Raw genomic sequence first — 22,233 nt, forward strand, 5'->3', positions numbered from 1 at the left:
GGTTGAGGGCGAATAGCCTTCAACCCTTTTTTTTGACAAAAAGAAGCTTTTGCAAGAAAACATCAAGCGCCATGGAATGTGAATGTTCCTTGTGGCGAATGATGGAGAAGCTGCGTTCCAGATGCAGCTGTCTAATTCGCAGTTCTTCGATTTCCCCGGTTGCCAACTCCTTATGAACAATCCATCTGGATACCATTGCAATTCCGAGTCCCGCAGCAACAGCTTCCTTCACACCCTGACTGCTGGTGAAAACATAGGACCGCTTCGGACGGATTGCAGTCTGTTCCATAAAATGATCGCTAAACGCGCGTGTTCCCGAACCCAACTCACGAAGAACCCAGGGGTGATCCTGAAGCAAGTTCTGCTCTACCACGACGGAACCGGAAAGGGGGTGACCGGAAGGAGCTACTACGATCATCTCATCCTTCATGTAAGGGATAACGTCAAGGTCTGCCGAGGCTTGCGCTTCACCCTCCACAAATCCGACATCCAGCTGATTTCCCCTAACCGCAGACAGAATCTCCTGGGTATTGCCAATCGTAACCTGAATGTTGACCTGCGGATACTGTGATGCGAATTCTGCCAGCTTCTTAGGCAAAATATATTCACCGATGGTGAAGCTTGCCCCGATCTGAATGCTTCCAGTCACTTCATCCCGCAGCATCTGAATCTCCTGCCGCGCTTCATCGTAGCGGGCCTGAATGACTTTAGCATGTCTGTAGAGGATTGCCCCCGCTTCAGTCAGGGACACTTGCTTTGGAGAACGATGCAGCAGCTTGGCTCCCAGCTCATTCTCCAGATTTTTGATATGCAGGCTCACCCCCGGTTGGGACAGATTCAGCAGTTCTGCGGCCTTGGAGAAATGGCTTTGTTCCGCAACGGTAACGAAGACTTTTAACGCATCAGTTATCATTAGAATTCCTCATTTGAACAGTGTATTTTCTTGGTTATAAGCCTATTGAGCTCATTTTAGCATAAGATACCTAATCAATCATAAGTTTTTGTAATGATTAGGATCGCAGATTCATATTTCACTTCCTTCCTGTCTACTTCTATAGTAAGGATATACTTTATCCAACAAGGAAGTGTGGAGCTATGATTTTACAGACACAATTGAGATTCGTTAAAAACATAAAAGGTGTTAGGAACAGGGGATTTCTGCTGGGAATCGGACTGACTTTACTGCTCTCGTTCATTGCCAAGCTGCTGGGTTATCTGCCGCTCTTAAATATTATGGGTCAACTCGTTATTGCAATTCTGCTTGGCATCTTGTACCGGGCGGTGCGTGGCGTTCCGCTGACCGCTCAATCAGGGATCTCCTTTTCGGGAAAACGATTGCTGCGGTTCGGCATCATCCTGCTGGGTTTGAAGCTGAACCTTATGGATATTGTCCATGCAGGATACAAAGTCGTTGCGCTAGCGGCAATCAATGTTGTTGTTACGATTTTTGTTGTCTACGGACTGAGCAAATGGTTAAAGATCGACAAACGAATAGGGCTGCTGACTGCTTGTGGAACAGCCATCTGCGGTGCAGCGGCAGTGGTCGCGATTGCGCCACAGATCAAGGCCAAAGATGAAGAAACGGCAGTAGGTGCGGCCACGGTAGCTATATTGGGAACAATCTTCACCCTTGCATATACATTGTTATACCCGGTATTGGGTCTAAGTGCGAAAGGATATGGCTTATTCACAGGAGCTACACTGCATGAAGTGGCACACGTCATCGCTGGGGCTGCACCAGGAGGGCAAGCGGCAATAGATATGGCAGTTATCGTGAAGCTAACCCGGGTCGCTATGCTGGTGCCGATTGCACTGATCATAGGTTTGTGGAGTGCACGACAGGCGCGTGGTGGAGAGCAAAAATCATCTAAAGGTATCCGCTGGCGAGAATTGCCAGTGCCCTGGTTCATTTTCGGTTTTCTGGCTATGAGTGGATTAAACACGCTGGGCATTATTCCACAAGAGATGATCTCGGGACTTCTGGTTCTGTCCTATATGCTGCTCGCGATGGCCATGGCTGGATTGGGGTTGGGTGTGGATATTGCAACCTTCCGTCGTCTAGGCAAGAAACCTTTTTTGGCAGGATTGCTGGGCTCTATGGTGTTGTCCATTCTCGGCTTCATGCTCGTTTGTGGCTTTGGCCTGAACTAAGGCGTGTGTTCAAACTTAGGTATTCCCCTAAATGACGTTAACAAAAAGCACGCATTGACCCTAAGTGGATCAATGCGTGCTTTTTGTTGTTTGAAAGATGCTGGTCATTAGATCCAGAATGAACACGAAAGGAATAGTATAAATCCATCGCTTGAAAAAATATAAATATTTCCCTCTTTTGGTTCAAAAGTCCGAAATACACACAGGAAAGTCTGGATAACGATGTATTTTCTGCTCGCAAGCCTTAAGGCTGCTCGTTAACATCCAAAAAGGAACATCAGAAGTCCGAATACCGTCTCTAGGGGTCCGATAAGGAGAATTGGAAGCAGTCTATACTTAATCTATTCCAGAGATGACAAATCCAAGCAGAAAATCAAATCAGTTTATCCAAGAAACTCCTCAAGGTAAGTAAGACCAAATATTATGGTTTCACAATCCTTTTTGAATGCCTTTGCTATTTTTTTGTCATGTACTTTGATAAGGGGGTGATGATCGGCGCAGAGAAAAAATAAGGCAGATCAACCGTCCATTTTCATTGAAAAACCATTTTGCTAATAACCTGAGGAGGAATTGAATTTGCGCAACAAGTACATTATGTGGTCACTCGTATTAACGATGCTGATCTCGAACGTATTCCTGACTGTCGGATTTCCATCTCCTGTATCAGCAGCCGAAAGACCGGACCTGGCACAGGGCAAACAGGTTACCGCGAGCGGGTACAACCAAACATACAGCCCGACCAATGTGATTGACAGTAACCAAGCAACCTATTGGGAAAGTACGAATAGCGCGTTCCCCCAATGGATTCAAGTGGATCTTGGCACCAGCACCAACATTGACCAAATCGTATTGAAGATTCCGACAGTGTGGGAAAAGAGAACCCAAACGATAACCGTGCAAGGTAGCACCAACGGTTCATCGTTCACGGATATCGTGGGTTCTGCAGATTATGTATTTAATCCAACCGTTGGGGAGAACTCGGTTACCATCGATTTTCCTGCTGTCGAGACAAGGTACGTTCGCTTAAGCGTAACGGGCAATTCCGAGTGGCCGGCAGCTCAACTGTCGACATTTGAAATTTACGGTCCAGCCAGTGAGGGACCAACGCTACCTGGCCCCGATCCTGTGGATCCCCCAATCATCCCTACAGAGGGAAGCAACATCGCCATCGGTAAGTCGATTACTGCATCGTCCAGTACCTTATCCTTCGTAGCTGCGAATGCAAACGATAACAATATCAATTCGTACTGGGAAGGGGGCAGCAATCCAAGCTCACTGACGTTGGATCTCGGCTCCAATCATAAGATTACATCCATTGTACTTAAACTAAACCCGGATCCGGTCTGGAGCACCCGAACACAGACCATTCAAGTGCTTGGACATAACCAGGATACAACCACCTTCAGCAATCTGGTTTCCGCCCAATCATATACATTCAACCCGGCTTCCGGTAACACGGTGACCATTCCCGTTACAGCCACGGTTAAACGTCTGCAACTGAACATTACCACGAACTCGGGCGCTCCTGCCGGGCAAATTGCTGAATTTCAGGTATTCGGCACACCTGCACCTAATCCTGATCTGACGATTACAGGCATGTCCTGGTCTCCATCTTCTCCAGTGGAGAACAATGCCATAACCCTTAATGCCATCGTCAAAAACATTGGTTCCGCTGCTTCTCCAGCTTCTAGCGTCAACTTCTATCTAAACAATGAACTGGCGGGTTCCTCACCAGTAGCTGCTTTGCAAGCAGGGGCTTCGACTACGGTCTCGCTTAATGCTGGCAATAAAGCAGCTGCATCATATACGCTCAGTGCCAAGGTGGATGAGAATAACCAGATCATTGAAGAGAATGAGGGAAACAATAATTACACACACGCTTCTTCTTTGGTGGTTGCACCGATTACAAGTTCTGATCTGGTAGGCACGGTCTCTTGGAGTCCAGGAACCCCTACAGCAAACAGCACAGTAACATTTACAGTTAATCTGAAAAATCAAGGCAACATGGCCTCCACAGGTGGTGCACACGGAGTTACAGTGGTTCTCAAGAACGCTGCCGGAGCAACACTTCAGACGTATAGTGGTTCCTATACCGGTACATTGGCACCTGGAGCTTCGGTCAATGTCAATGTAGGTACCTGGACTGCTGTAACTGGTAACTACAATGTGACAACTACCGTAGCAGTAGACAACAATGAAGCTCCGGTCAAACAAACGAATAACGTCGTTACAACAGGTTTGAACGTATATTCAGCTCGTGGTGCAAGCATGCCTTATACCCGGTATGATACGGATGATGCTACGCGTGGTGGCAGTGCCACACTGAAATCCGCACCAACCTTTGATCAGGCTCTTACGGCTTCGGAAGCCTCTGGCCAGCGCTATATCGCACTTCCTTCCAACGGTTCTTATGCTCAATGGACGGTTAGACAAGGGGAGGGAGGCGCAGGTGTAACCATGCGATTCACGATGCCGGATTCCACAGATGGCATGGGTCTTAACGGCGCACTTGACGTTTATGTTAACGGGACCAAGGCCAAAACGGTTCCTTTGACCTCCTACTACAATTGGCAGTACTTCTCCAGTGATCATCCGGGGGATACGCCAAGTGCAGGACGTCCGTTGTTCCGTTTTGATGAAGTGCACTGGAAACTGGATACACCTCTAAAAGCTGGAGATACCATTCGTATTCAGAAAAACAATGGAGATAACCTGGAATACGGTGTGGATTTCCTCGAAATCGAACCCGTTCAGGCGGTGATCCCGCGCCCGGCTAACTCTGTCTCTGTAACCGATTTTGGTGCGATTGCAAATGATGGAAAAGATGACCTTGCCGCATTCGAAGCGGCGGTCCAATCCGCGGTATCTACAGGCAAGACTCTATATATCCCTGAGGGCACGTTCCATCTGGGAAATATGTGGAAAATTGGTACGCCGACGAATATGATTAACAACCTCACCATTGTAGGTGCAGGCATCTGGCATACGAACATTCAATTTACCAACCCTAATGCAGCCTCAGGCGGAATTTCTTTCCGTGTGCAGGGTAAGCTGGATTTCAGCAATATTTATATGAATTCCATGCTGCGTTCGCGCTATAACGAGAATGCAGTTTACAAAGGTTTTATGGACAATTTCGGTAAAAATTCAAAGGTTAGCAACGTATGGGTTGAGCACTTTGAATGTGGTTTCTGGGTAGGGGATTACGCCCACACACCTGCAATCATTGCCGATGGCCTAGTGATCGAGAACAGTCGTATTCGGAATAACCTTGCTGACGGTGTCAACTTTGCCCAAGGCACGAGCAATTCGACTGTACGCAATAGCAGTGTCCGTAACAATGGTGATGATGGTCTGGCCGTATGGACCAGCAACGTGAATGGTGCTCCTGCTGGTGTGAACAATACATTCTCGTTCAACACGATTGAGAATAACTGGCGCGCAGCAGGCATTGCATTTTTTGGTGGCAGTGGACATAAGGCAACCAACAACCTGATTGTTGACACGGTTGGCGGATCGGCGATCCGGATGAACACTGTTTTCCCTGGATACCATTTCCAAGATAACACAGGTATTCTGTTCTCCGATACAACGATTATTAACAGCGGCACGAGTAAAGATCTGTACAATGGTGAACGCGGAGCTATTGATCTTGAAGCTTCCAACGATTCCATCAAGAACGTTACGTTTACCAATATTGATATCCTCAATACGCAGCGCAGTGCTGTTCAATTCGGATACGGCGGCGGTTTCCAGAATATTGTGTTTAATAACATCAACATTAATGGTACCGGTCTGGACGGAATTGAGACATCTAGGTTCACAACCCCACATAAAGGTGCAGCAATATACACCTATACCGGTAATGGTTCTGCCACATTCAATAATCTGACAACAAGCAACATTGCCAACCCTAATGTGAATCAGATTCAAAATGGCTTTAATTTGATCATTCAATAAATTATTTCAAACAAAAACAGGGAGCTCTATGAGTTCCCTGTTTTTTAGGTTACTTTGATGAAGTAAGGTGAACATTGATTGATCCGGATTTGAAATATTGAAAAAATAGCCGCGCAAAGTAAATTTTTAAGATACCCCATATTTGCTTCTGTAGTGACTTAACGTGAGAAGAGGCCAAATATATGTATAGCTGTGATAATGGGAATAAAAGTTCCCGGGAAGACCTGCGCCTGTGGGATATGAGGTTCTCCAATCGTTCTCGTGCATTGATGCAATAAGCCGTAGAACGCCTTGATTCATCTCAGGTGTAGGCTTGGGTTGGACTGCAATGAGCGCGTCAAGTGCCCAAGCGGTCTGGGAAGGGGTACTTTCCCCTAATGGCACATAGTGCAGGAGTCGGTCACTTTGACAGGATTCTCCCCAGCCACCGTCGGAGTTCTGGATGCTTAAGAGCCACTGCGCTCCTTTTTGCAATGTACCATGGCTTGCTGGTAGTCCAACTGCAGTAAGTCCGGTTAATGCAGCCCAGGTACCGTAGATATAACATACGCCCCATCTTCCGTACCATGAGCCATCCTTCTCCTGGTTTCGAATGAGCCATTTTGTTCCACGTTTGATCCATTCAAGCCTGGTATCAAGCCCGGCAAAGTTTCCGAGGTACTCCAAGGTACGTCCCGTTAGGTCAGCCTCTGAAGGGTCTGTAGCCGCAGATTTGGCACCATCGATGGCGAGCCAGGTGAGCATCTCCTTGTTCGTATTTTTTTCGAATGCCGGCCAGCCGCCGTCTTTATTTTGCATGGACAGGACCCAATTCAGCCCACGATTCCAGGATTCCTGAAACGTTGGAAGAGTAGTGGACAAGCTTCGAATAGCCCGTAAAGCTGCTGTTGTATCATCCACGTCTGGATTGATTGTATTCGACTCCGAAAATCCCCATCCTCCAGGGACGGTATTCGGATTATGGATGCTCCAGTCGGCTCTTTTATCTTGCTGACGGGAGAGCAAATAGGAGGCCGCGAGTTGAATAGCCTTATGGTCATCGGTAAGAGAAGCCTCCTGCAATGCGTAGGTGATTAAGGCCGTATCCCATACGGTAGAGGGGGAGTTTTGAATCGTTGTTTGACCTCCAGAAGAACGGCACTGCATTGCCGTGAGTCCGGTTATGGCTTTCGTAATCAGGGGATGCTGCTTATCGTATTTTAGGGCCAATAGGGCAAAGATCATGAGAATTGTACTGCTGGCGTAGCTGTATAATGTGCCATCAGACTCAATCCGCTCTATTATGAACTGTTCTGCCTTTTTTCGTGCAGTGTCGTGGATGTGGCAAGGGTTACCGATCAGTCGGCTGCTTCCGCTTAGAATGTCGTCCTGCATTTCCTGATATCCCGGAGTCGTTAGCTCATCTCCAACATTTCGTGAGTCGGTCAGATCAGATAGATCGGGCGCATGGGGTGGTGTAAGGGCGAAGCGCAAGTCGGCCATAATGAGCATGGGAGTGAGGTGAACTCTGGAATAACCGGAAAATTCAAAATAGTTGATGGGAAAATAGGTAGGGAACATCAGTATTTCCAGGGGGATCATAGAGATGGATAAAGGCCATTTCATTTGTCCGGTAGCAGCAAGAATGGCTTTGGTCAAAATGCTGCTAACTTTTCCAATACCTCCTTTGGACTGAATATACTGTTTGGCCCGCTGGATTGGCTCGTCCGTACTCTGGCTGTACCCGGAGTATAGCAGGGCGTAGTACGCTTCAACCGATGCGGATAAATTTCCATCCTCTTCATCGGCGTACAATCTCCAGCATCCATCCTGTTGCTGTTCGTTAAGGATACGATCATGCAACTCCCGGATCAGCGCTTCATTCGGGATTTCCAATATCCGAAAGAGAATGATGATATAAGCATCAATTACCGTACCGTTCTCAAAACAAAAATGCCAGGAACCATCTTGTTGCTGCTGTTGAAGCAAGGAAGTCATGATCCGATTTATTTCCTCATCAATTGCGCTCAGTACATGGCTCATTCCAGGGATACCTCCAGAGGACGTCATTTTTGTATTATATGATGGCAGACTGGGGGAAATGAGGAGCAGAATGAGCGTGGAATCCAGTCCATTTCAGGATTTTCTACAATTTTATATAAAAAAATAAAATTTAGTGTTGAAATTTTTTCCAATAAAGTGTATAAATATCTTTGTTAACGCTTACAAGATTTTGATCTACATCTTTCTCCGATACCCTTCAAAAAGGAGGTGAAAGTACTACGACATGCAATAACTGAAAAAAGGACTTTATGATTTTAAAAATGAAATCGATTTCATTTTGTAGTATCTGATATTCGGCAGTCCAAATTATCATAAATCAAAGGAGATATGTTTATGAAGATATGGAAAAAGAGTGCGTTAGTGTTGCTGTCCACTTTTCTGGTAACGGCGGGTTCATATGGTTCATATATGCCCAAGACTGCGCATGCAGCGGGTGAACAGGTGGAGGTATGGATTTCAACTTCAGACCCTAATTCTGAACCGGCAGTGGGGCTTAGAACAGATGCCAGACTCACCAAGATTGCATCAAAAAACTTCAGCAGCAACTCAGGCAATGCGGATGTTACCATTACGGTCAACGAAAACCAAACGTATCAGCAGATGGATGGTTTTGGGGTGTCATTAACGGATGCTTCCGCATGGCTCATGAACTACAAGCTGGATAATAATAAGCGCGCGGAAGTGATGGAGAGGCTGTTTGGCAACACAGGCATTGGACTTAGCTTATTGAGACAGCCGATAGGAAGCTCCGATTTTGCTTGGGCCGCCTATACCTATGCCGATACGGCAAATGATACTTCACTCAGCCAATTCACGATCGACCGGGACAAGGCTTACATACTGCCCATGGTCAAAGCGGCAATCGCTAAGAATCCCAATATCAAAGTAATGGGTTCCCCATGGAGTGCGCCTGCCTGGATGAAATATTCCAACAATCTGAACGGCGGCAAACTGAAAGCAGAACACTACGGAACATATGCGAATTATTTCAAAAAGTACATTGAAGCCTACCAGGCTGAAGGGGTACCCATCTATGCTGTTACGTTGCAAAACGAGCCAATGTACGAGCCATCCCATTATCCTTCCATGGGTATGAATGTAGAGGATCAGACGGGCTTTATCGGCGATTATCTTGGACCAACACTCCGCAATGCCGGAATCAACACCAAGATTATTGCATTCGACCATAACTTTCTGAATTGGACCTTCCCGAACCAGGTCATTACGAATCTGAAGAACGCAGGCAAGGGTAGTTACGTATCCGGGAGCGCATTCCACCATTATGACAGTGGGGACGGATCAACAATGACCTCCATGCATAACAGTCACCCGGACAAGGAAGTTTGGTTCACGGAGGGTGGTTTCGGCAACTGGAATGATCCGCAGAATGGTACCTCATCTGGTTTCGATAATATGATGAATGAGTTCATTAATATTACGAGAAACTGGTCCAAATCGATCATTCTCTGGAATGCTGCCCTGGATCAAAAAGACGGTCCAGCATTGCTATCACCGAACAACACGAACAAAGGCATGATTACAATCCGCAACTCGGACAACCGTAATGACGCACCTGAGAATAATGTCACATATCACAAACAATATTATTTGCTGGGTCACTTTAGTAAATTTGTAGTACCCAATGCATACCGCATTGACAGCAACACCGGATCTGAAGTCAAAAATGTGGCTTTCCGCAATCCGGACGGTTCCAAAGTGGTAGTTGCCTACAACTCTTCCAGCTCGTCGAAAAATGTGAAGATCCAATGGGGCAGCCAAAGCTTCGTTGTCACTATTCCAGGCAAGTCCGCTATGACGTATAAATGGAATGGAAATGTTTCTTAAGGGGTAGCAGGAATTCAGATTCCCGCATCCAACAAGCTAGGGGCCGCGAGCAGTCGCGGCTCTTTTCATTTGTTTTTATTTAAAGATCATCCATCGTATACATTTGTTGTGATTTTTACATATTCAAGGATTTTACAATTTTAATATTATGAATTTTTAGTTTAACTGTCCTCTTACATTGGGTTGATATACTAGCCTGAGCTTTTATATGGGAGAGGGGTTAGACAACTTGAAAGACATCAATCAACGCTGGGTAGCGACGATCCTTGTGGCAGTAATGGTTATCCAATCATTCTGGACATTTGCAGGAATCGGACATGCTGCAGCATCAGAAAACCTTAACACCAGCAATTTAGCGAAAAACGTGGTGATCAGCCATTTTTATGGAGGCAAAAAAGACGACGTACTCGACGTCTACGGCAACGACTTTGTAGAACTATATAATCCGACAGCAGAGCCTGTTTCGCTGAACGACTGGTCTATACAATTTGCGGATACCAAAAACAATAATTGGAAGGCAGCTCAGCTAGGGACAATGACTGCCCAGATTCCGGCATTTGGTTATTATCTGATTGCGCTTGGCAGCAACGGCAACGTGGGAGGGCAACTTCCACAGCCGGATGCCAGCGATGCTTCATTTAAACTAGATAACAAAAGTGGAAAGCTGGTCTTGTTGAATACGACAGAATTGTTGACGACTAGCGATCCGATGTCTGATTCTTTACAGGAACATGTGATTGATTTTGTTGGATATAATGCGGATGCTTATTGGGGAAGTCCGGCTCCAGAAGCGGGCAAACAAAACACCATGCAACGATTGGTGTTCGATCCGCTGAACCCGGAGAAATCCACTAAAGAAGCTGCGTTCCCGAATCACGGAAACAACTGGGACACTCGGAATAACGGAAATGACTTCGAGAAGGTCAAAGACGCGAAGGCTCGCAATTCAAGCACAACTTCCGCCTATGTCATTCTGGAAAGTAATCAAAGGTTAGAAATGCAATCGGCTTCGAGCGTAGATCCTGTACATAACAAGATTGTATTGAATGCATTTGGAGGCTTGGTTAAGCAGGGACCATGGTCATCCGACGACTTCAGTGTGCTCGGCCTCCCGGCAGGATTCACTGCTGAAGCCAATGCGAACGGAGATCAGATCGAAGTGACCATAACTGGAGACGATACCGGGAATGTGGTTTCAGACAGCCTTCTGACATTTGAGATTCATCCTGGTGCGTGGGATCAAGTACACAGACCAACCTCATCCTTAACGGTGTATCAAGGAAGCAACACCGTAACTTTGGCTCAATTCACACCATCCAATAAGATTGTAGCAACATTGGACTCCTCATCGTCCAACATTCGTATGAACAGCGCGAAGGACTTAAATACCACGATCCAACTCAATCTTAGCGCCGGCGTTCCCGTGGATGGGGTATTGGACTCGAATGCTTACAGTGTGACGGGCCTTCCTGAGGGAGACTGGAGTATCCAGGCTGAGGGCCGAAGCAGTGATCGTACAATTACGCTATCCATTTCGGGTACATCCACTTCTGCTGTCATGAACTCCGTCATGTTGAATGTGACGTTAATGGCTGAGGCTGTGCAGGATCCGGACTGCCTGGCTTCGGAAGTGATCAGCGTCCCCCTGCTTCGGTACAGTCAACCACTTCTTGCTGATGAGAATCGCAAACATGTCGTTGAAAACAGCATCATAGCGGACAATACAGGTTTTAATGACCCTGCCACCAAAGAATATAAATATGGAAGTGACGCCATGGGAGCGAATGAATATACATTCCTGCGTGGTACACATTCCTTATTCAAGGCTGATCTGGCAGCGGGTCTTATTCCTTCACCGAATTCGGTCATTCCAGGCTGGAATGAGAAGGACATCCTTACGTACACGCAAGGCGATGCCCATATTCAGAATGTGGGAACTTTTAACGACAGTACTAATCAAATGGTGTTCAGCTTGAACGATGTGGATTCTTCCGGCATCGGCAGCTTTTATGATGATCTGATTCGCTTTGTTACAAGTATTTATGTAGTCAAATACGAAAAAGACAGCTCTGCGATTACCAATCTGCAGGACGCCGATTTCCGGGACGTATCTCGTACTTTTCTAGATACCTATAAGGATACTCTGATAAAGATTAATAGCGAGATAAGCCCCAAAAACACTAAGTTGACCAAAAGCAATGTAACTCCATATACGAAAGAGGTCATGGACAAAGTCTCCAAAGTGTCTTACGAGGAAGCATTGCAAAAGTTGCTCGGGAAGCGGGCACTTGATGGAAAATTAAACATTGCCGGCAACTCCGATAAGTTTGAAGCCGCTACAGATGCGGAGAAATCTTCCCTGCAAGACGCTTGGGAAGCATACAAATTGCAAGTCAGAAGCAATTTCCTCAATCTGAGCGATGATGAATTCGATGCCTATTTCAAAATAAAGGATATTGTACGCCGTATTCATCAGGGAATTGGCAGCATTGGGGTTGAACGCTACAATATGTTAATCGAAGGAGCAAGTGAGGCCAATACGGATGATATTCTGCTCGACGTGAAAGAGCAGACCCGGGACGCCAATTTATCGAAAGATGCTTATCTTAAAACTTCAGTTGATCCCGATTCTTATCTGGGTGTACTCGAAGCAATGAATCGCTCGTATCTGATCAAGGAAGTCTCACCTTTTAAAGGGGATTACACGGATAAGCCGTTTAAGAACAAGCAAGAGCTGGAGCAGTATTTGGTCGATGCAGCCAAGGCTTACGCTTATGCAAGCTCGCGCTTGGACAAGGTATCCGATGAGTTGAACTACCGTTTTGAGGAACGTTTTGTAACAAATATCGTACCCATCTGGGATGATTTGCAGAACTTTATTCTTAATGCAGCGGAGGATTACTCCCACCAGGTCGCAGCTGATTTTGCGCTTGTGAAGGAAGATATGCGAACCGGGAAGCTGATTGACGTTTCCACATTGGATGATTTATCTGTTGATCAAGGCGCTTTGACTCCAGCATTCAATCCTGCAATCACGGCGTATACTCTGAATGTTGAACAAGCAACAGACTCCATCAGTATTACGGCGAAGGCTACGGATAGCCAAGCTACTTTGTCTGCTAAAGGTGAACCCTATGCAAACGGAATAAATCAATCTTTCGGGTTGTCTGTTGGAAAAAATGTAATTCCAATTACGGTGCAAGCACGTAATGGATCAAGCAAGACTTACAGTATAACTGTCGTCAGAGCCGGAGATTCCACCTCGGTTCCACCAACGTCTTCGACTCCTTCAACTCCAACTGGAGGAACGAATGGTGATCAAACGGGTACCAATGCCAACAGTGGAACGATTAGTGTGAATGGTGGATCGTTGAGCTTGGGCGGGGTCAAAATCAATGTGCCAGCCGGAGCGATGGAGAGCAGCATCGTCATTTCCGTAAATAAAGTAAGCCAAACGTTGAATCTGTTTACCGATTCCACATTGAAACTGCTCGGAGATGTCTATGAGATTACTGCAAGCAAGAGCGGGAATTTCAGCAAACCGGTAACTGTCACCTTGCCATTCGACAAGAACAAGGTGGACTTTGACAAATCAATAGTGGGATTGTATTGGTTCAACGAGCAGGCCCAAAAGTGGGTTTCACTCGATAATATGAAAGTGGATCAAATGAATGGAACGGTATCGGGAACCATTAATCATTTTACCAAGTTTGCTGTTCTGGTATCCGATAAGACCGTAACGCAAGCTCCGGAAGGAACCAAGAATTTCACGGATCTCGTAGGACATTGGGCTTCCGGCAGTATTATGGATTTGGTTGAACTCGGTGTGATCCAGGGTTATCCGGATAACAGTTTCAGACCGGATAAAAAAATTACCAGAGCCGAATTTGTTACTCTTATCATTAAGGCTTTACATCTGCAAGGCTTTGCTGACAAAGGATTTGCGGATACTACGACGCATTGGGCGCAAGACGCAATTTCCACTGCGGCAGGTCTGGGCATTGTGAATGGATATAGTGATGACACCTTTGGTCCAGATGAATTGGTGACCCGTGAGCAAATGGCGACAATGGTCGTTCGTGCAGCGCAGATCGCTGATTCAGACAGTAATATCAGCTTCTCCGACGTCGCTGAAATATCCGGTTGGGCACGTTCAGCACTTGCTGCCGCCATTACCAATGGGCTTGTTAACGGTTATCCAGACGGAACATTGAAGCCAAAAGGGAATACAACTCGCGCAGAAGCCGCTGCACTCATCGAAAGAACTATTCAATTGACAAAACAATTCACATTATAAATCCAAGATTTTAAAAAGGCTGCTCTCCAGCAAGTTTAACTTGCTGGGAAGCAGCCTTTCTGTATTGTTTGTATGTTTTTGTATTGCTTATATCTTTTTGTACCTGGTTCATTCGTTTTGTTACAATGATATCCCATTTTCGATAATGACGCGATTGAGCTTGGTATTCACCGGATTGGAAATCGTATCACCCACAGGACATTTACTTTCTAGAAATTGTACAAATGATTCAACTTTTTCTTCAGATGAGCTGGTTTTGATATAAAACGTGTATCGAATATCGGAATAACCGGGGCGTACATCAGATCGGTTAAAAAATCCGTCAAGATCCAGTTCACCTTCAACTTCAACTCTGAAATCATCAAGGACGACATCGAACTTGGAGGCATAGACCCGGGCCACAATGGATTGACATGCGCCAAGGGAGGCAAGTAAAGCTTCTACAGGATTCATTCCTGTATCCGTACCACCGAGGTTTGTTGGCTCATCGATGATCAGTTCGAATTGTCTTGCTTTGGTGATTACTTTAACCCCATCTTGTAGGTGTGCAGTAGCTTTGAAAGTCTGAACATTAGCCATCCGATACCTCTCCTTTATAAAACATTGTATGTAACTTGGTTTAGTAAGGATTATAGTTCCATGAATCACAAGTTGTCAATATAAGGATGGGAATAGAATTAGATATTCACTCTTTAAATTGAAAAATGGATAGCCTAATGCTATCCATTTCTCTAACATTTCAACTTCTCAGCCGGTGTACTTATTCACTCATAACATGATCATATTTTTCCTTCAAACGTTTGATATCTGCTCTCGGCGGCGCGCCGAACATGCGGGAGTACTCCCGGCTGAATTGCGACGCACTCTCGTAACCAACCCGGAATGCTACATCCGCAGCATCAGCTGACTCAGCCATAAGGAGACGACGTGCTTCCTGAAGCCTCAGCTGCTTCTGAAACTGAAGTGGGCTCATGGCGGTAATTTCTTTGAAATGTCGATGGAACGAGGACACACTCATATTGGCTGTCTCCGCAAGATCTTCGATTCGAAAAGGCTGCTCCCAATGTCGAACAATATGCTCAATGGCTTCCCGAATCCGGTAGCTACTGCTGCCTTCCACTGCAATCTGGGCCAGTTCAGCTCCATAAGGTCCCTGCAAAAGCCGGTACAGGATCTCCCGCGTATAGAGTGGGGCAAGGAACGGGATTTCTCCTGGTGTATCCAGCAGCCGAACCAATCGAAGTACAGCATCTTGAATGGAGGGCTCCATCTGTCCAACAAATAGGGCGCGTCTGGCGTTTTCTTTAGACGTGACCTTAATATTACATTCATTCAGTACTTCAAGAATCTGGTTCTGTGTAAACTCAAGCTTCAGACTCAGGTAAGGCATATCAGTGGATGCTTTTATAATCTGACCAATCACTGGAAGGTTCATGGAAGCAATCAGATAATTGGATGGTCCGTATTCGAATCTTTCCTGTGCCAGCAAGATTTCTTTCAAGCCTTGAACGATCACACAAAAGGAAGGCTTGTAAACCCTGTAAGCAGGCTCACTTATGCTGGAATGCTGATAGACATACAGGGAAGGGATTACCGTTTCCTTAGAGCTGTTATGAATGGAATGGCGCTTGATTAGTTCGGTGAGTTCCTGTTTCTGCTGCACTGCGTTATCGGACATACATATCCTCCTTGCAAGTTGTTCTTGCTTCATTATAAGACTTAACGACCTTAGACAAAAGTAGGCCTGAGAGGATCAGGCAATCAATTAAGACAAATGATATACCGCTTCGCTCCTTCAGTTCGGCATAATAATATTAGGCTCGCAGAATCAAGCAAGGGGACGCAAAAAGGCAATCAGCCAGCAAACCTGTAGTACTTCTACGAAAACAGAAAATTTATCCTGAACAAAAGGAGGTATGGGAATGAGTCATGTATTAGTTTTGGGTGCCAACGGTCAAATCGCCCGCGAAGCGATAGACTTGTTTCTCAAGGAAACCGATGTCAGGCTAACACTCTATTTGCAGAAATCCAGCAGGCTTGGAAATATCGATTCGAATCGTGCACGTGTGATCGACGGTGACGTGATGGATCAACTCAAATTGAAAGACGCCATGAATGACGTGGACGTTGTCTATGTCAATCTTGCAGGTGATCTGGAACAGTACGCCAGAACCATCGTGGAAACGATGAAATCTGCAGGAGTGAAACGACTAATTTTTATCAGTTCTATGGGGATCTACGATGAAGTGCCTGGACAGAAGTACAGCAGCATATTGGACCCTTATCGTAAAGCAGCTTCCATTGTTGAAGCTTCAGATCTAGATTATACAGTCTTACGGCCAGCGTGGTTTACCAGATCAAACGAGATTGCTTTTGAAATAACCCAGAAAGGCGAGCCTTTCAAAGGAAGCGAAGTATCCTGCAAAAGCGTGGCCGCTCTGGTGGTTAAGCTGGCAGAGTCACCAGAACTGGAAATACGACGCAGTCTTGGTGTGAGTAAACCCCATTAATTCAGTGTACTCCTAAATGGAGATAATAAATTCATGTACATTAGTTCACATTCACATTCACATCATTTGAATGAAGAAAGGAAGTTATATGATGCAAAAACGAACACTGGGAAATAGCGGGTTAGAAGTTTCGGCAATTGGGCTTGGTTGTATGGGAATGAGCTACGGGTATGGTCCGGCTTCGGACAAAACGGAGATGATCGCGGTCATACGGGAAGCTGTTGAACGCGGTGTAACTTTCTTTGATACCGCCGAAGTCTATGGTCCATATATCAATGAAGAACTCGTCGGCGAAGCACTTTCCCCTGTACGTGATCAGGTTGTCATAGCGACAAAGTTCGGATTTGACATTCAAGGTGGCAAACAGAGCGGGATGAATAGCCGTCCTGAGCAGATCAGGAAAGTTGCTGAAGAGTCTCTTAAACGACTTAAGATCGAGGCAATTGATTTGTTTTACCAGCACCGTGTTGATCCGGATGTGCCGATTGAAGAGGTTGCCGGAGCCGTGCAGGATCTGATTCGAGAAGGTAAAGTGAAGCATTGGGGGTTATCGGAAGCTGGCGTGAACACGATTCGACGTGCGCATACCGTTCAGCCAGTCGCTGCTGTTCAGAGCGAATATTCCTTATGGTGGAGACGTCCGGAAGAAGAACTGATTCCAGCGCTTGAGGAGCTCGGTATTGGGTTTGTCCCTTTTAGTCCTTTGGGTAAAGGATATCTCACGGGAAGTTTTAATGCAAAAACAACGTTTGATCAGGGGGATTTGCGTAATATTCTGCCACGCTTCACGCCCGAGGCGCTCGAGGCCAATCAAGTGCTGGTTGATCTGTTGAAAGAGAAGGCGGAGAAGATGCAAGCTACCCCTGCGCAAATCGCACTTGCTTGGTTGCTGGCCCAAAAACCATGGATTGTACCGATCCCGGGAACGCGCAAGTCAAGTCGTCTCAAAGAAAATATGGGTGCGGCGGACATTGAACTTACACCCGAAGATGTACAGAGCATTAATGAAGCAGCTTCAAAAATCACCCTGATGGGTTCTAGATATACGGAAGAATTGGAGAGAAGAACGGGTCTTTGATCCATTTTAGTATGCCAGAAAGATGGGTGGAAAGGTTGAGTAAACGCTTATCTAACCAAGTGAAACAAATTGTAATGAGAGATTGGAGTCCCAGATCAAATGGGAAGAAAATCCGATTTTCAAAGAATTGTATCTCAGTTATTGGATAAAATTAACTTCATAAAGGAGTGTTTTAACATGGAATATGTAAAATTGGGTCGTACCGGACTGGACGTTTCGAGATTATGTCTTGGTTGCATGAGCTATGGAGTTCCTGAACGCGGAATCGCTCCATGGTCGTTGAATGAGGAAGAGAGTCGTCCTTTTATACAAAAAGCGCTGGACTTGGGTATTAACTTCTTTGATACAGCCAACGTCTATTCGGATGGTACAAGCGAAGAAATCGTGGGTCGTGCGTTGAAGGATTTTGCTCGTCGTGATGAGGTTGTTATTGCAACAAAGGTTTACTTCCGCATGAAGCCGGGGCCAAATGGTGCAGGTTTGTCGAGAAAAGCCATTATGAATGAGATTGATAACAGCTTGAAGCGCCTAGGCACCGATTATGTGGATCTGTATCAGATCCATCGATGGGACAGCAGTACTCCAATAGAAGAAACGATGGAGGCCCTTCATGATGTTGTTAAGGCGGGGAAAGTCCGTTATATAGGAGCTTCTTCAATGTACGCCTGGCAGTTTATGAAGGCTCAGCATACGGCGGAACGCAACAGCTGGACCCCATTTGTCTCCATGCAGAATCTATTGAATCTGATGTATCGGGAAGAAGAGCGGGAAATGCTGCCTCTCTGTCGTGAAGAGGGAGTGGGTGTAATTCCATGGAGTCCTCTTGCCAAAGGGCGTCTTACTCGGGATTGGGATGAGAAAACAGCCCGTTCATCGAACGACGAAGCAGGAGACCGACTTGCTGCGGGAATGGTTGATGCCGATCGTAAAATAGTGGAGACTGTCGCTGATATTTCGAACAAACGAGGTGTTTCCAGAGCAACCGTTGCACTGGCATGGTTATTGCAAAAAGAAGGTGTCACCGCACCAATTGTGGGTGCAACGAAAGAACATCATCTGGAGGATGCCGTAGCAGCCTTGTCCGTAAAGCTAGATGCGCAGGAGATTGCAAGCTTGGAGGAATACTACGTACCACACAAAATATATGGCATGTAAGTTCCCTCTAGCCCAGTAGCGAAAAAGGGTTGCCAATCAAAAAGAATTGTGTATAATTGGAGTCACATCAAAATACTCAAATGTTTTCTAGGGTTCCGCGACAGTTATGTCGGTCTGGTCCGAGAGAAAACTCACAACCTATTGGTTGTGTCACGGAGGGACAAAAGCCTGGGAGATGAACTGCTTAATGCAGTTTGTTTCCCGGGCTTTTTTATTTTGGCTTCATGTAACTAATAATACACGTAGCAAAATTTGATAAGGAGTGTGACAGAAATGAACAAAACATGGTTGTCCGTCGTTATTGCAGCTTTATTTGAGGTCGGTTGGGTCATTGGATTGAAACATGCCAGTGGTTTTCTGGAGTGGGGGGCTACACTGATCGCGATTATTGTCAGTTTCACCTTGATGATTGCGGCTTCCCGCTCACTTGATGTAGGGACTGTATATGCGGTATTCGTTGGACTGGGTACAGCAGGGACTGTACTGGCAGAGATTATATTGTTTGATGCGGCGATTCAATCCGGGAAAATGCTGCTCATTGGGGTTCTTTTACTGGGCGTAATCGGTCTTAAAATGCTCAGCAAAGGAAAAACAAAGGAGGTACATGAATCATGAACTGGGTATTTCTTGTTTTGGCAGGTGTCTTTGAAATGATTGGCGTTTTGATGATTAATAAATTGCACAAAGATCGTAACCTGATGTCAATCATACTGTTGGTTGCAGGTTTTGGACTAAGCTTTCTGTTCCTATCGCTTGCGATGAAGACTCTTCCGATGGGAACGGCATACGCTGTATGGACAGGAATCGGCGCTTCCGGGGGAGCTATTCTCGGCATGATATTTTATGGGGAACCTCGAAATGCGTTAAGAATTCTGTTTATTGCCATGGTGCTTGGATCAGCAGTAGGGTTGAAACTGGTAAGTTAATAGATTGATGTTTCATCGTTTGTTCAGAGCTAATGTATGTTCAACCATAATGGCATCCAGGGCTGAATTTTCAAAATATGATATACAGAAGTGCTTTTTAATGTTATCCTTATGTGTTACGTTTTGAAATGAGATATACGTCAAATGAATATTTGTTGCGTAAATTAAGGAGACCTAATGACATTTAAAGACTTGAATATTATACCCGCAATTTTGGAAGGCTTGAACAAAGCAAACTATACTGCCCCGACACCTATACAGGAACAGGCGATTCCAGCCGTATTGGCAGGCAGAGATTTGCTTGGCTGTGCGCAAACAGGTACAGGCAAGACGGCAGCATTTTCTGTGCCTATCATTCAGTTATTAAGCGAAAAGTCGAACGGGCCCAAAGCCGCACGCCATATTCGCTCATTGATTTTAACACCAACAAGAGAACTTGCGATTCAGATTTCAGATAATATTAAGGCATATAGCCGTTTTACCGATATTCGTTGTGCCGCAATCGTTGGTGGCGTTTCACAGAAAGTCCAGGAGCGTGCGCTCAATCAAGGTGCAGATATTATTATTGCAACGCCCGGTAGACTGATTGACTTGGTCAATCAAAAGCGTATTGATCTGAAACATGTGCAAATACTGGTTCTTGATGAAGCAGACCGCATGTTGGATATGGGCTTCATTCATGATGTGAAGCGAATCATTGCGAAGATGCCGAGCAAGAAACAGACCTTATTCTTCTCAGCTACAATGCCTCCTGAAATCACAAAAATGGTAAAAACACTGCTCGTTGATCCGGTAAAAGTAGAAATTACACCCGTCTCCTCCACAGTGGATCGAATTGAACAGTCTGTGTATTTATTAGAAAATGGCAAAAAACAGAGTCTGTTGAATCATATCTTGCAGGATAAATCTATTGTTTCGGCATTGGTATTCACTCGTACAAAGCGTGGAGCTGACCGTGTAACTCGCGATTTGTCCAAAGTGAATATTACGGCTCAGGCCATTCATGGCAACAAATCTCAAAATGAGCGTCAAAGAGCCTTGAATAATTTCAAAAGTGGAGTTACACGAGTACTGGTGGCGACGGATATAGCGGCAAGGGGCATTGATGTTGAAGAGCTGTCACATGTAATCAACTTCAACCTTCCTAATATTCCGGAAACGTATGTCCACCGAATTGGCCGTACAGGTAGAGCAGGGCATAGCGGAATGGCGATTTCCTTTTGTGAAAAGGAAGAGCTTCCGTTCCTGAAGGATATTGAGAAAGTAATCAAGAAGACCATTCCTGAAGTGAAAAATCATCCTTATCCGATGACAAGTGTGCCTGCTTTTGTAAAATCAAATCAAACATCGAAGTCTGCACCTCATAAATCTGCAGCCGATAAACCCGCGAAGTCAAAAGCGAATCCGGCTCGCAAACCTAAATCCGAGTGGTTTAAGAAGAGCGGTAAAGCTAATCACAGTAAGCCAAACGGTAGTAAGCCAAATAGCGGTAAACCAAACCACAATAGTACAAGTCACAGTAAACCAAAGAGTAGCAAAGTGAATAAAGCTCTCTAAAATAACGAGCAAATGCCTTCTCCATTTCGTGGAGGAGGTTTTTTTATGAACACAAAATCGATACGATATTGATAATCATTTTCAATAAGAATAGAATAATAGAGAGGAACTTAAAAAATGTCCCAAGGCCATTGTATCCAAGCAGTGACTTGAGGCAATCAGGAGGCGTAATTCATGTTCATTCAAACTCGCGTTATGGTAGTCGAAAAGGGCCATAGTCATAAACTGGTGGAACGTTTCGGTGCCCCTAGCCCTGTAGAAGAAATGCCGGGACTGATTGATTTCAGTGTAATGGTTAACAAAAAGAGTAAAGAACACGAAGAAGTGATGGTGCTGATTCGTTGGGAGTCGGAAGAAGACTGGAAGAATTGGGAGAAAAGCGATGTGCATATTAAAGGTCATAAGGAGAAAAGAGGACAGGAGAAACCCGAGTATCTGATTAGCACTACGGTAAATATGTACGAAGTACAGAAAGTGAAGACAGCTAGAGTATCGAATGCATAATTCGAATGATGAAAAACCGATTTCATGAATTATTTCATAGAGTCGGTTTTTTTTGTTGTATGTCCAAATAAGTTGCGTAGCGATCAAGGAAGCTGTCTGAGAAGATGATGCCTGTGATACAGGAAGAATAGTTGAAATGAAATGCTTGATATTTACATGCAAACGTACATTCGGTATCATTAGATTGGGTAGGGAAAGTTGTTGTCT

General features: G+C 45.4%; 15 protein-coding genes and 1 riboswitch. Of the genes, 11 read left to right on the top strand and 4 right to left on the bottom strand.

Annotated features, from left to right (window positions below):
* Window positions 1–19: 19 nt before the first annotated feature.
* Window positions 20–913 (bottom strand): LysR family transcriptional regulator, encoded by an 894-nt coding sequence (locus BUA17_RS04665; protein WP_072732752.1) that lies wholly within the window; start codon window positions 911–913, stop codon window positions 20–22.
* Between the two features lie 182 nt (window positions 914–1,095).
* On the opposite strand from BUA17_RS04665, the gene BUA17_RS04670 reads away from it, so the two are divergent.
* Complete coding sequence (locus BUA17_RS04670; RefSeq protein ID WP_072732753.1) at window positions 1,096–2,151, top strand: YeiH family protein; 1,056 nt, start codon at window positions 1,096–1,098, stop codon at window positions 2,149–2,151.
* 576 nt (window positions 2,152–2,727) lie between these two features.
* Entirely contained in the window at window positions 2,728–6,111 is a 3,384-nt protein-coding gene (locus BUA17_RS04675; RefSeq protein ID WP_072732754.1) for a galactose-binding domain-containing protein, read from the top strand.
* Window positions 6,112–6,237: 126 nt separating this feature from the next.
* Here the strand turns inward: BUA17_RS04675 and shc are convergent, their stop codons facing one another.
* On the bottom strand, window positions 6,238–8,133 hold the full coding sequence (shc, locus tag BUA17_RS04680) for a squalene--hopene cyclase (RefSeq protein WP_072732755.1): 1,896 nt from the start codon (window positions 8,131–8,133) through the stop codon (window positions 6,238–6,240).
* Between the two features lie 354 nt (window positions 8,134–8,487).
* On the opposite strand from shc, the gene BUA17_RS04685 reads away from it, so the two are divergent.
* Together BUA17_RS04685 and BUA17_RS04690 are read left to right on the top strand one after the other, a co-directional pair.
* Window positions 8,488–9,999: a glycoside hydrolase family 30 protein gene (locus BUA17_RS04685; RefSeq protein ID WP_072732756.1), complete on the top strand. Its 1,512-nt coding sequence runs from the start codon at window positions 8,488–8,490 to the stop codon at window positions 9,997–9,999.
* 229 nt (window positions 10,000–10,228) lie between these two features.
* Window positions 10,229–14,296, top strand: a complete 4,068-nt coding sequence (locus BUA17_RS04690; RefSeq protein WP_072732757.1) for an S-layer homology domain-containing protein — start codon at window positions 10,229–10,231, stop codon at window positions 14,294–14,296.
* Between the two features lie 120 nt (window positions 14,297–14,416).
* Here BUA17_RS04690 and BUA17_RS04695 read toward each other — a convergent pair whose 3' ends face one another.
* Together BUA17_RS04695 and BUA17_RS04700 are read right to left on the bottom strand one after the other, a co-directional pair.
* Window positions 14,417–14,875, bottom strand: a complete 459-nt coding sequence (locus tag BUA17_RS04695) for an OsmC family protein (protein ID WP_063565136.1) — start codon at window positions 14,873–14,875, stop codon at window positions 14,417–14,419.
* A 181-nt stretch (window positions 14,876–15,056) separates the two neighbouring features.
* Complete coding sequence (locus tag BUA17_RS04700; RefSeq protein ID WP_063565135.1) at window positions 15,057–15,974, bottom strand: AraC family transcriptional regulator; 918 nt, start codon at window positions 15,972–15,974, stop codon at window positions 15,057–15,059.
* 244 nt (window positions 15,975–16,218) lie between these two features.
* Between BUA17_RS04700 and BUA17_RS04705 the strand changes: the two genes are divergently transcribed.
* From BUA17_RS04705 to BUA17_RS04735, 7 genes are all read left to right on the top strand, one after another.
* Window positions 16,219–16,806, top strand: coding sequence for an NAD(P)H-binding protein (locus BUA17_RS04705; RefSeq protein WP_072732758.1), 588 nt, complete (start codon window positions 16,219–16,221; stop codon window positions 16,804–16,806).
* Between the two features lie 91 nt (window positions 16,807–16,897).
* Window positions 16,898–17,884: an aldo/keto reductase gene (locus BUA17_RS04710; RefSeq protein WP_170867787.1), complete on the top strand. Its 987-nt coding sequence runs from the start codon at window positions 16,898–16,900 to the stop codon at window positions 17,882–17,884.
* 177 nt (window positions 17,885–18,061) lie between these two features.
* Entirely contained in the window at window positions 18,062–19,039 is a 978-nt protein-coding gene (locus BUA17_RS04715; protein WP_072732760.1) for an aldo/keto reductase, read from the top strand.
* Window positions 19,040–19,115: 76 nt separating this feature from the next.
* A riboswitch (guanidine-I (ykkC/yxkD leader) is annotated at window positions 19,116–19,216 on the top strand.
* A 96-nt stretch (window positions 19,217–19,312) separates the two neighbouring features.
* Window positions 19,313–19,654 (top strand): DMT family transporter, encoded by a 342-nt coding sequence (locus BUA17_RS04720; RefSeq protein WP_063565132.1) that lies wholly within the window; start codon window positions 19,313–19,315, stop codon window positions 19,652–19,654.
* Window positions 19,651–19,965: a DMT family transporter gene (locus tag BUA17_RS04725; RefSeq protein ID WP_072732761.1), complete on the top strand. Its 315-nt coding sequence runs from the start codon at window positions 19,651–19,653 to the stop codon at window positions 19,963–19,965. Before BUA17_RS04720 ends, BUA17_RS04725 begins: the two co-directional genes overlap by 4 nt.
* A gap of 177 nt (window positions 19,966–20,142) precedes the next feature.
* Window positions 20,143–21,522 (top strand): DEAD/DEAH box helicase, encoded by a 1,380-nt coding sequence (locus BUA17_RS04730; protein ID WP_072732762.1) that lies wholly within the window; start codon window positions 20,143–20,145, stop codon window positions 21,520–21,522.
* A 174-nt stretch (window positions 21,523–21,696) separates the two neighbouring features.
* On the top strand, window positions 21,697–22,026 hold the full coding sequence (locus BUA17_RS04735; RefSeq protein WP_072732763.1) for an antibiotic biosynthesis monooxygenase: 330 nt from the start codon (window positions 21,697–21,699) through the stop codon (window positions 22,024–22,026).
* The last annotated feature ends 207 nt before the right edge of the window (window positions 22,027–22,233 follow it).

This window comes from Paenibacillus sp. ov031, assembly GCF_900143165.1.
GTDB lineage: Bacteria > Bacillota > Bacilli > Paenibacillales > Paenibacillaceae > Paenibacillus > Paenibacillus marchantiae.

Coding starts and splice junctions, on each gene's coding strand:
- BUA17_RS04730 (WP_072732762.1), top strand. CDS start 20,143: ATGACATTTAAAGACTTGAATATTATACCCGCAATTTTGGAAGGCTTG.
- BUA17_RS04665 (WP_072732752.1), bottom strand. CDS start 913: ATGATAACTGATGCGTTAAAAGTCTTCGTTACCGTTGCGGAACAAAGC.
- BUA17_RS04685 (WP_072732756.1), top strand. CDS start 8,488: ATGAAGATATGGAAAAAGAGTGCGTTAGTGTTGCTGTCCACTTTTCTG.
- BUA17_RS04720 (WP_063565132.1), top strand. CDS start 19,313: ATGAACAAAACATGGTTGTCCGTCGTTATTGCAGCTTTATTTGAGGTC.
- shc (WP_072732755.1), bottom strand. CDS start 8,133: ATGAGCCATGTACTGAGCGCAATTGATGAGGAAATAAATCGGATCATG.
- BUA17_RS04700 (WP_063565135.1), bottom strand. CDS start 15,974: ATGTCCGATAACGCAGTGCAGCAGAAACAGGAACTCACCGAACTAATC.
- BUA17_RS04710 (WP_170867787.1), top strand. CDS start 16,898: ATGCAAAAACGAACACTGGGAAATAGCGGGTTAGAAGTTTCGGCAATT.
- BUA17_RS04735 (WP_072732763.1), top strand. CDS start 21,697: ATGTTCATTCAAACTCGCGTTATGGTAGTCGAAAAGGGCCATAGTCAT.
- BUA17_RS04725 (WP_072732761.1), top strand. CDS start 19,651: ATGAACTGGGTATTTCTTGTTTTGGCAGGTGTCTTTGAAATGATTGGC.
- BUA17_RS04670 (WP_072732753.1), top strand. CDS start 1,096: ATGATTTTACAGACACAATTGAGATTCGTTAAAAACATAAAAGGTGTT.
- BUA17_RS04705 (WP_072732758.1), top strand. CDS start 16,219: ATGAGTCATGTATTAGTTTTGGGTGCCAACGGTCAAATCGCCCGCGAA.
- BUA17_RS04715 (WP_072732760.1), top strand. CDS start 18,062: ATGGAATATGTAAAATTGGGTCGTACCGGACTGGACGTTTCGAGATTA.
- BUA17_RS04695 (WP_063565136.1), bottom strand. CDS start 14,875: ATGGCTAATGTTCAGACTTTCAAAGCTACTGCACACCTACAAGATGGG.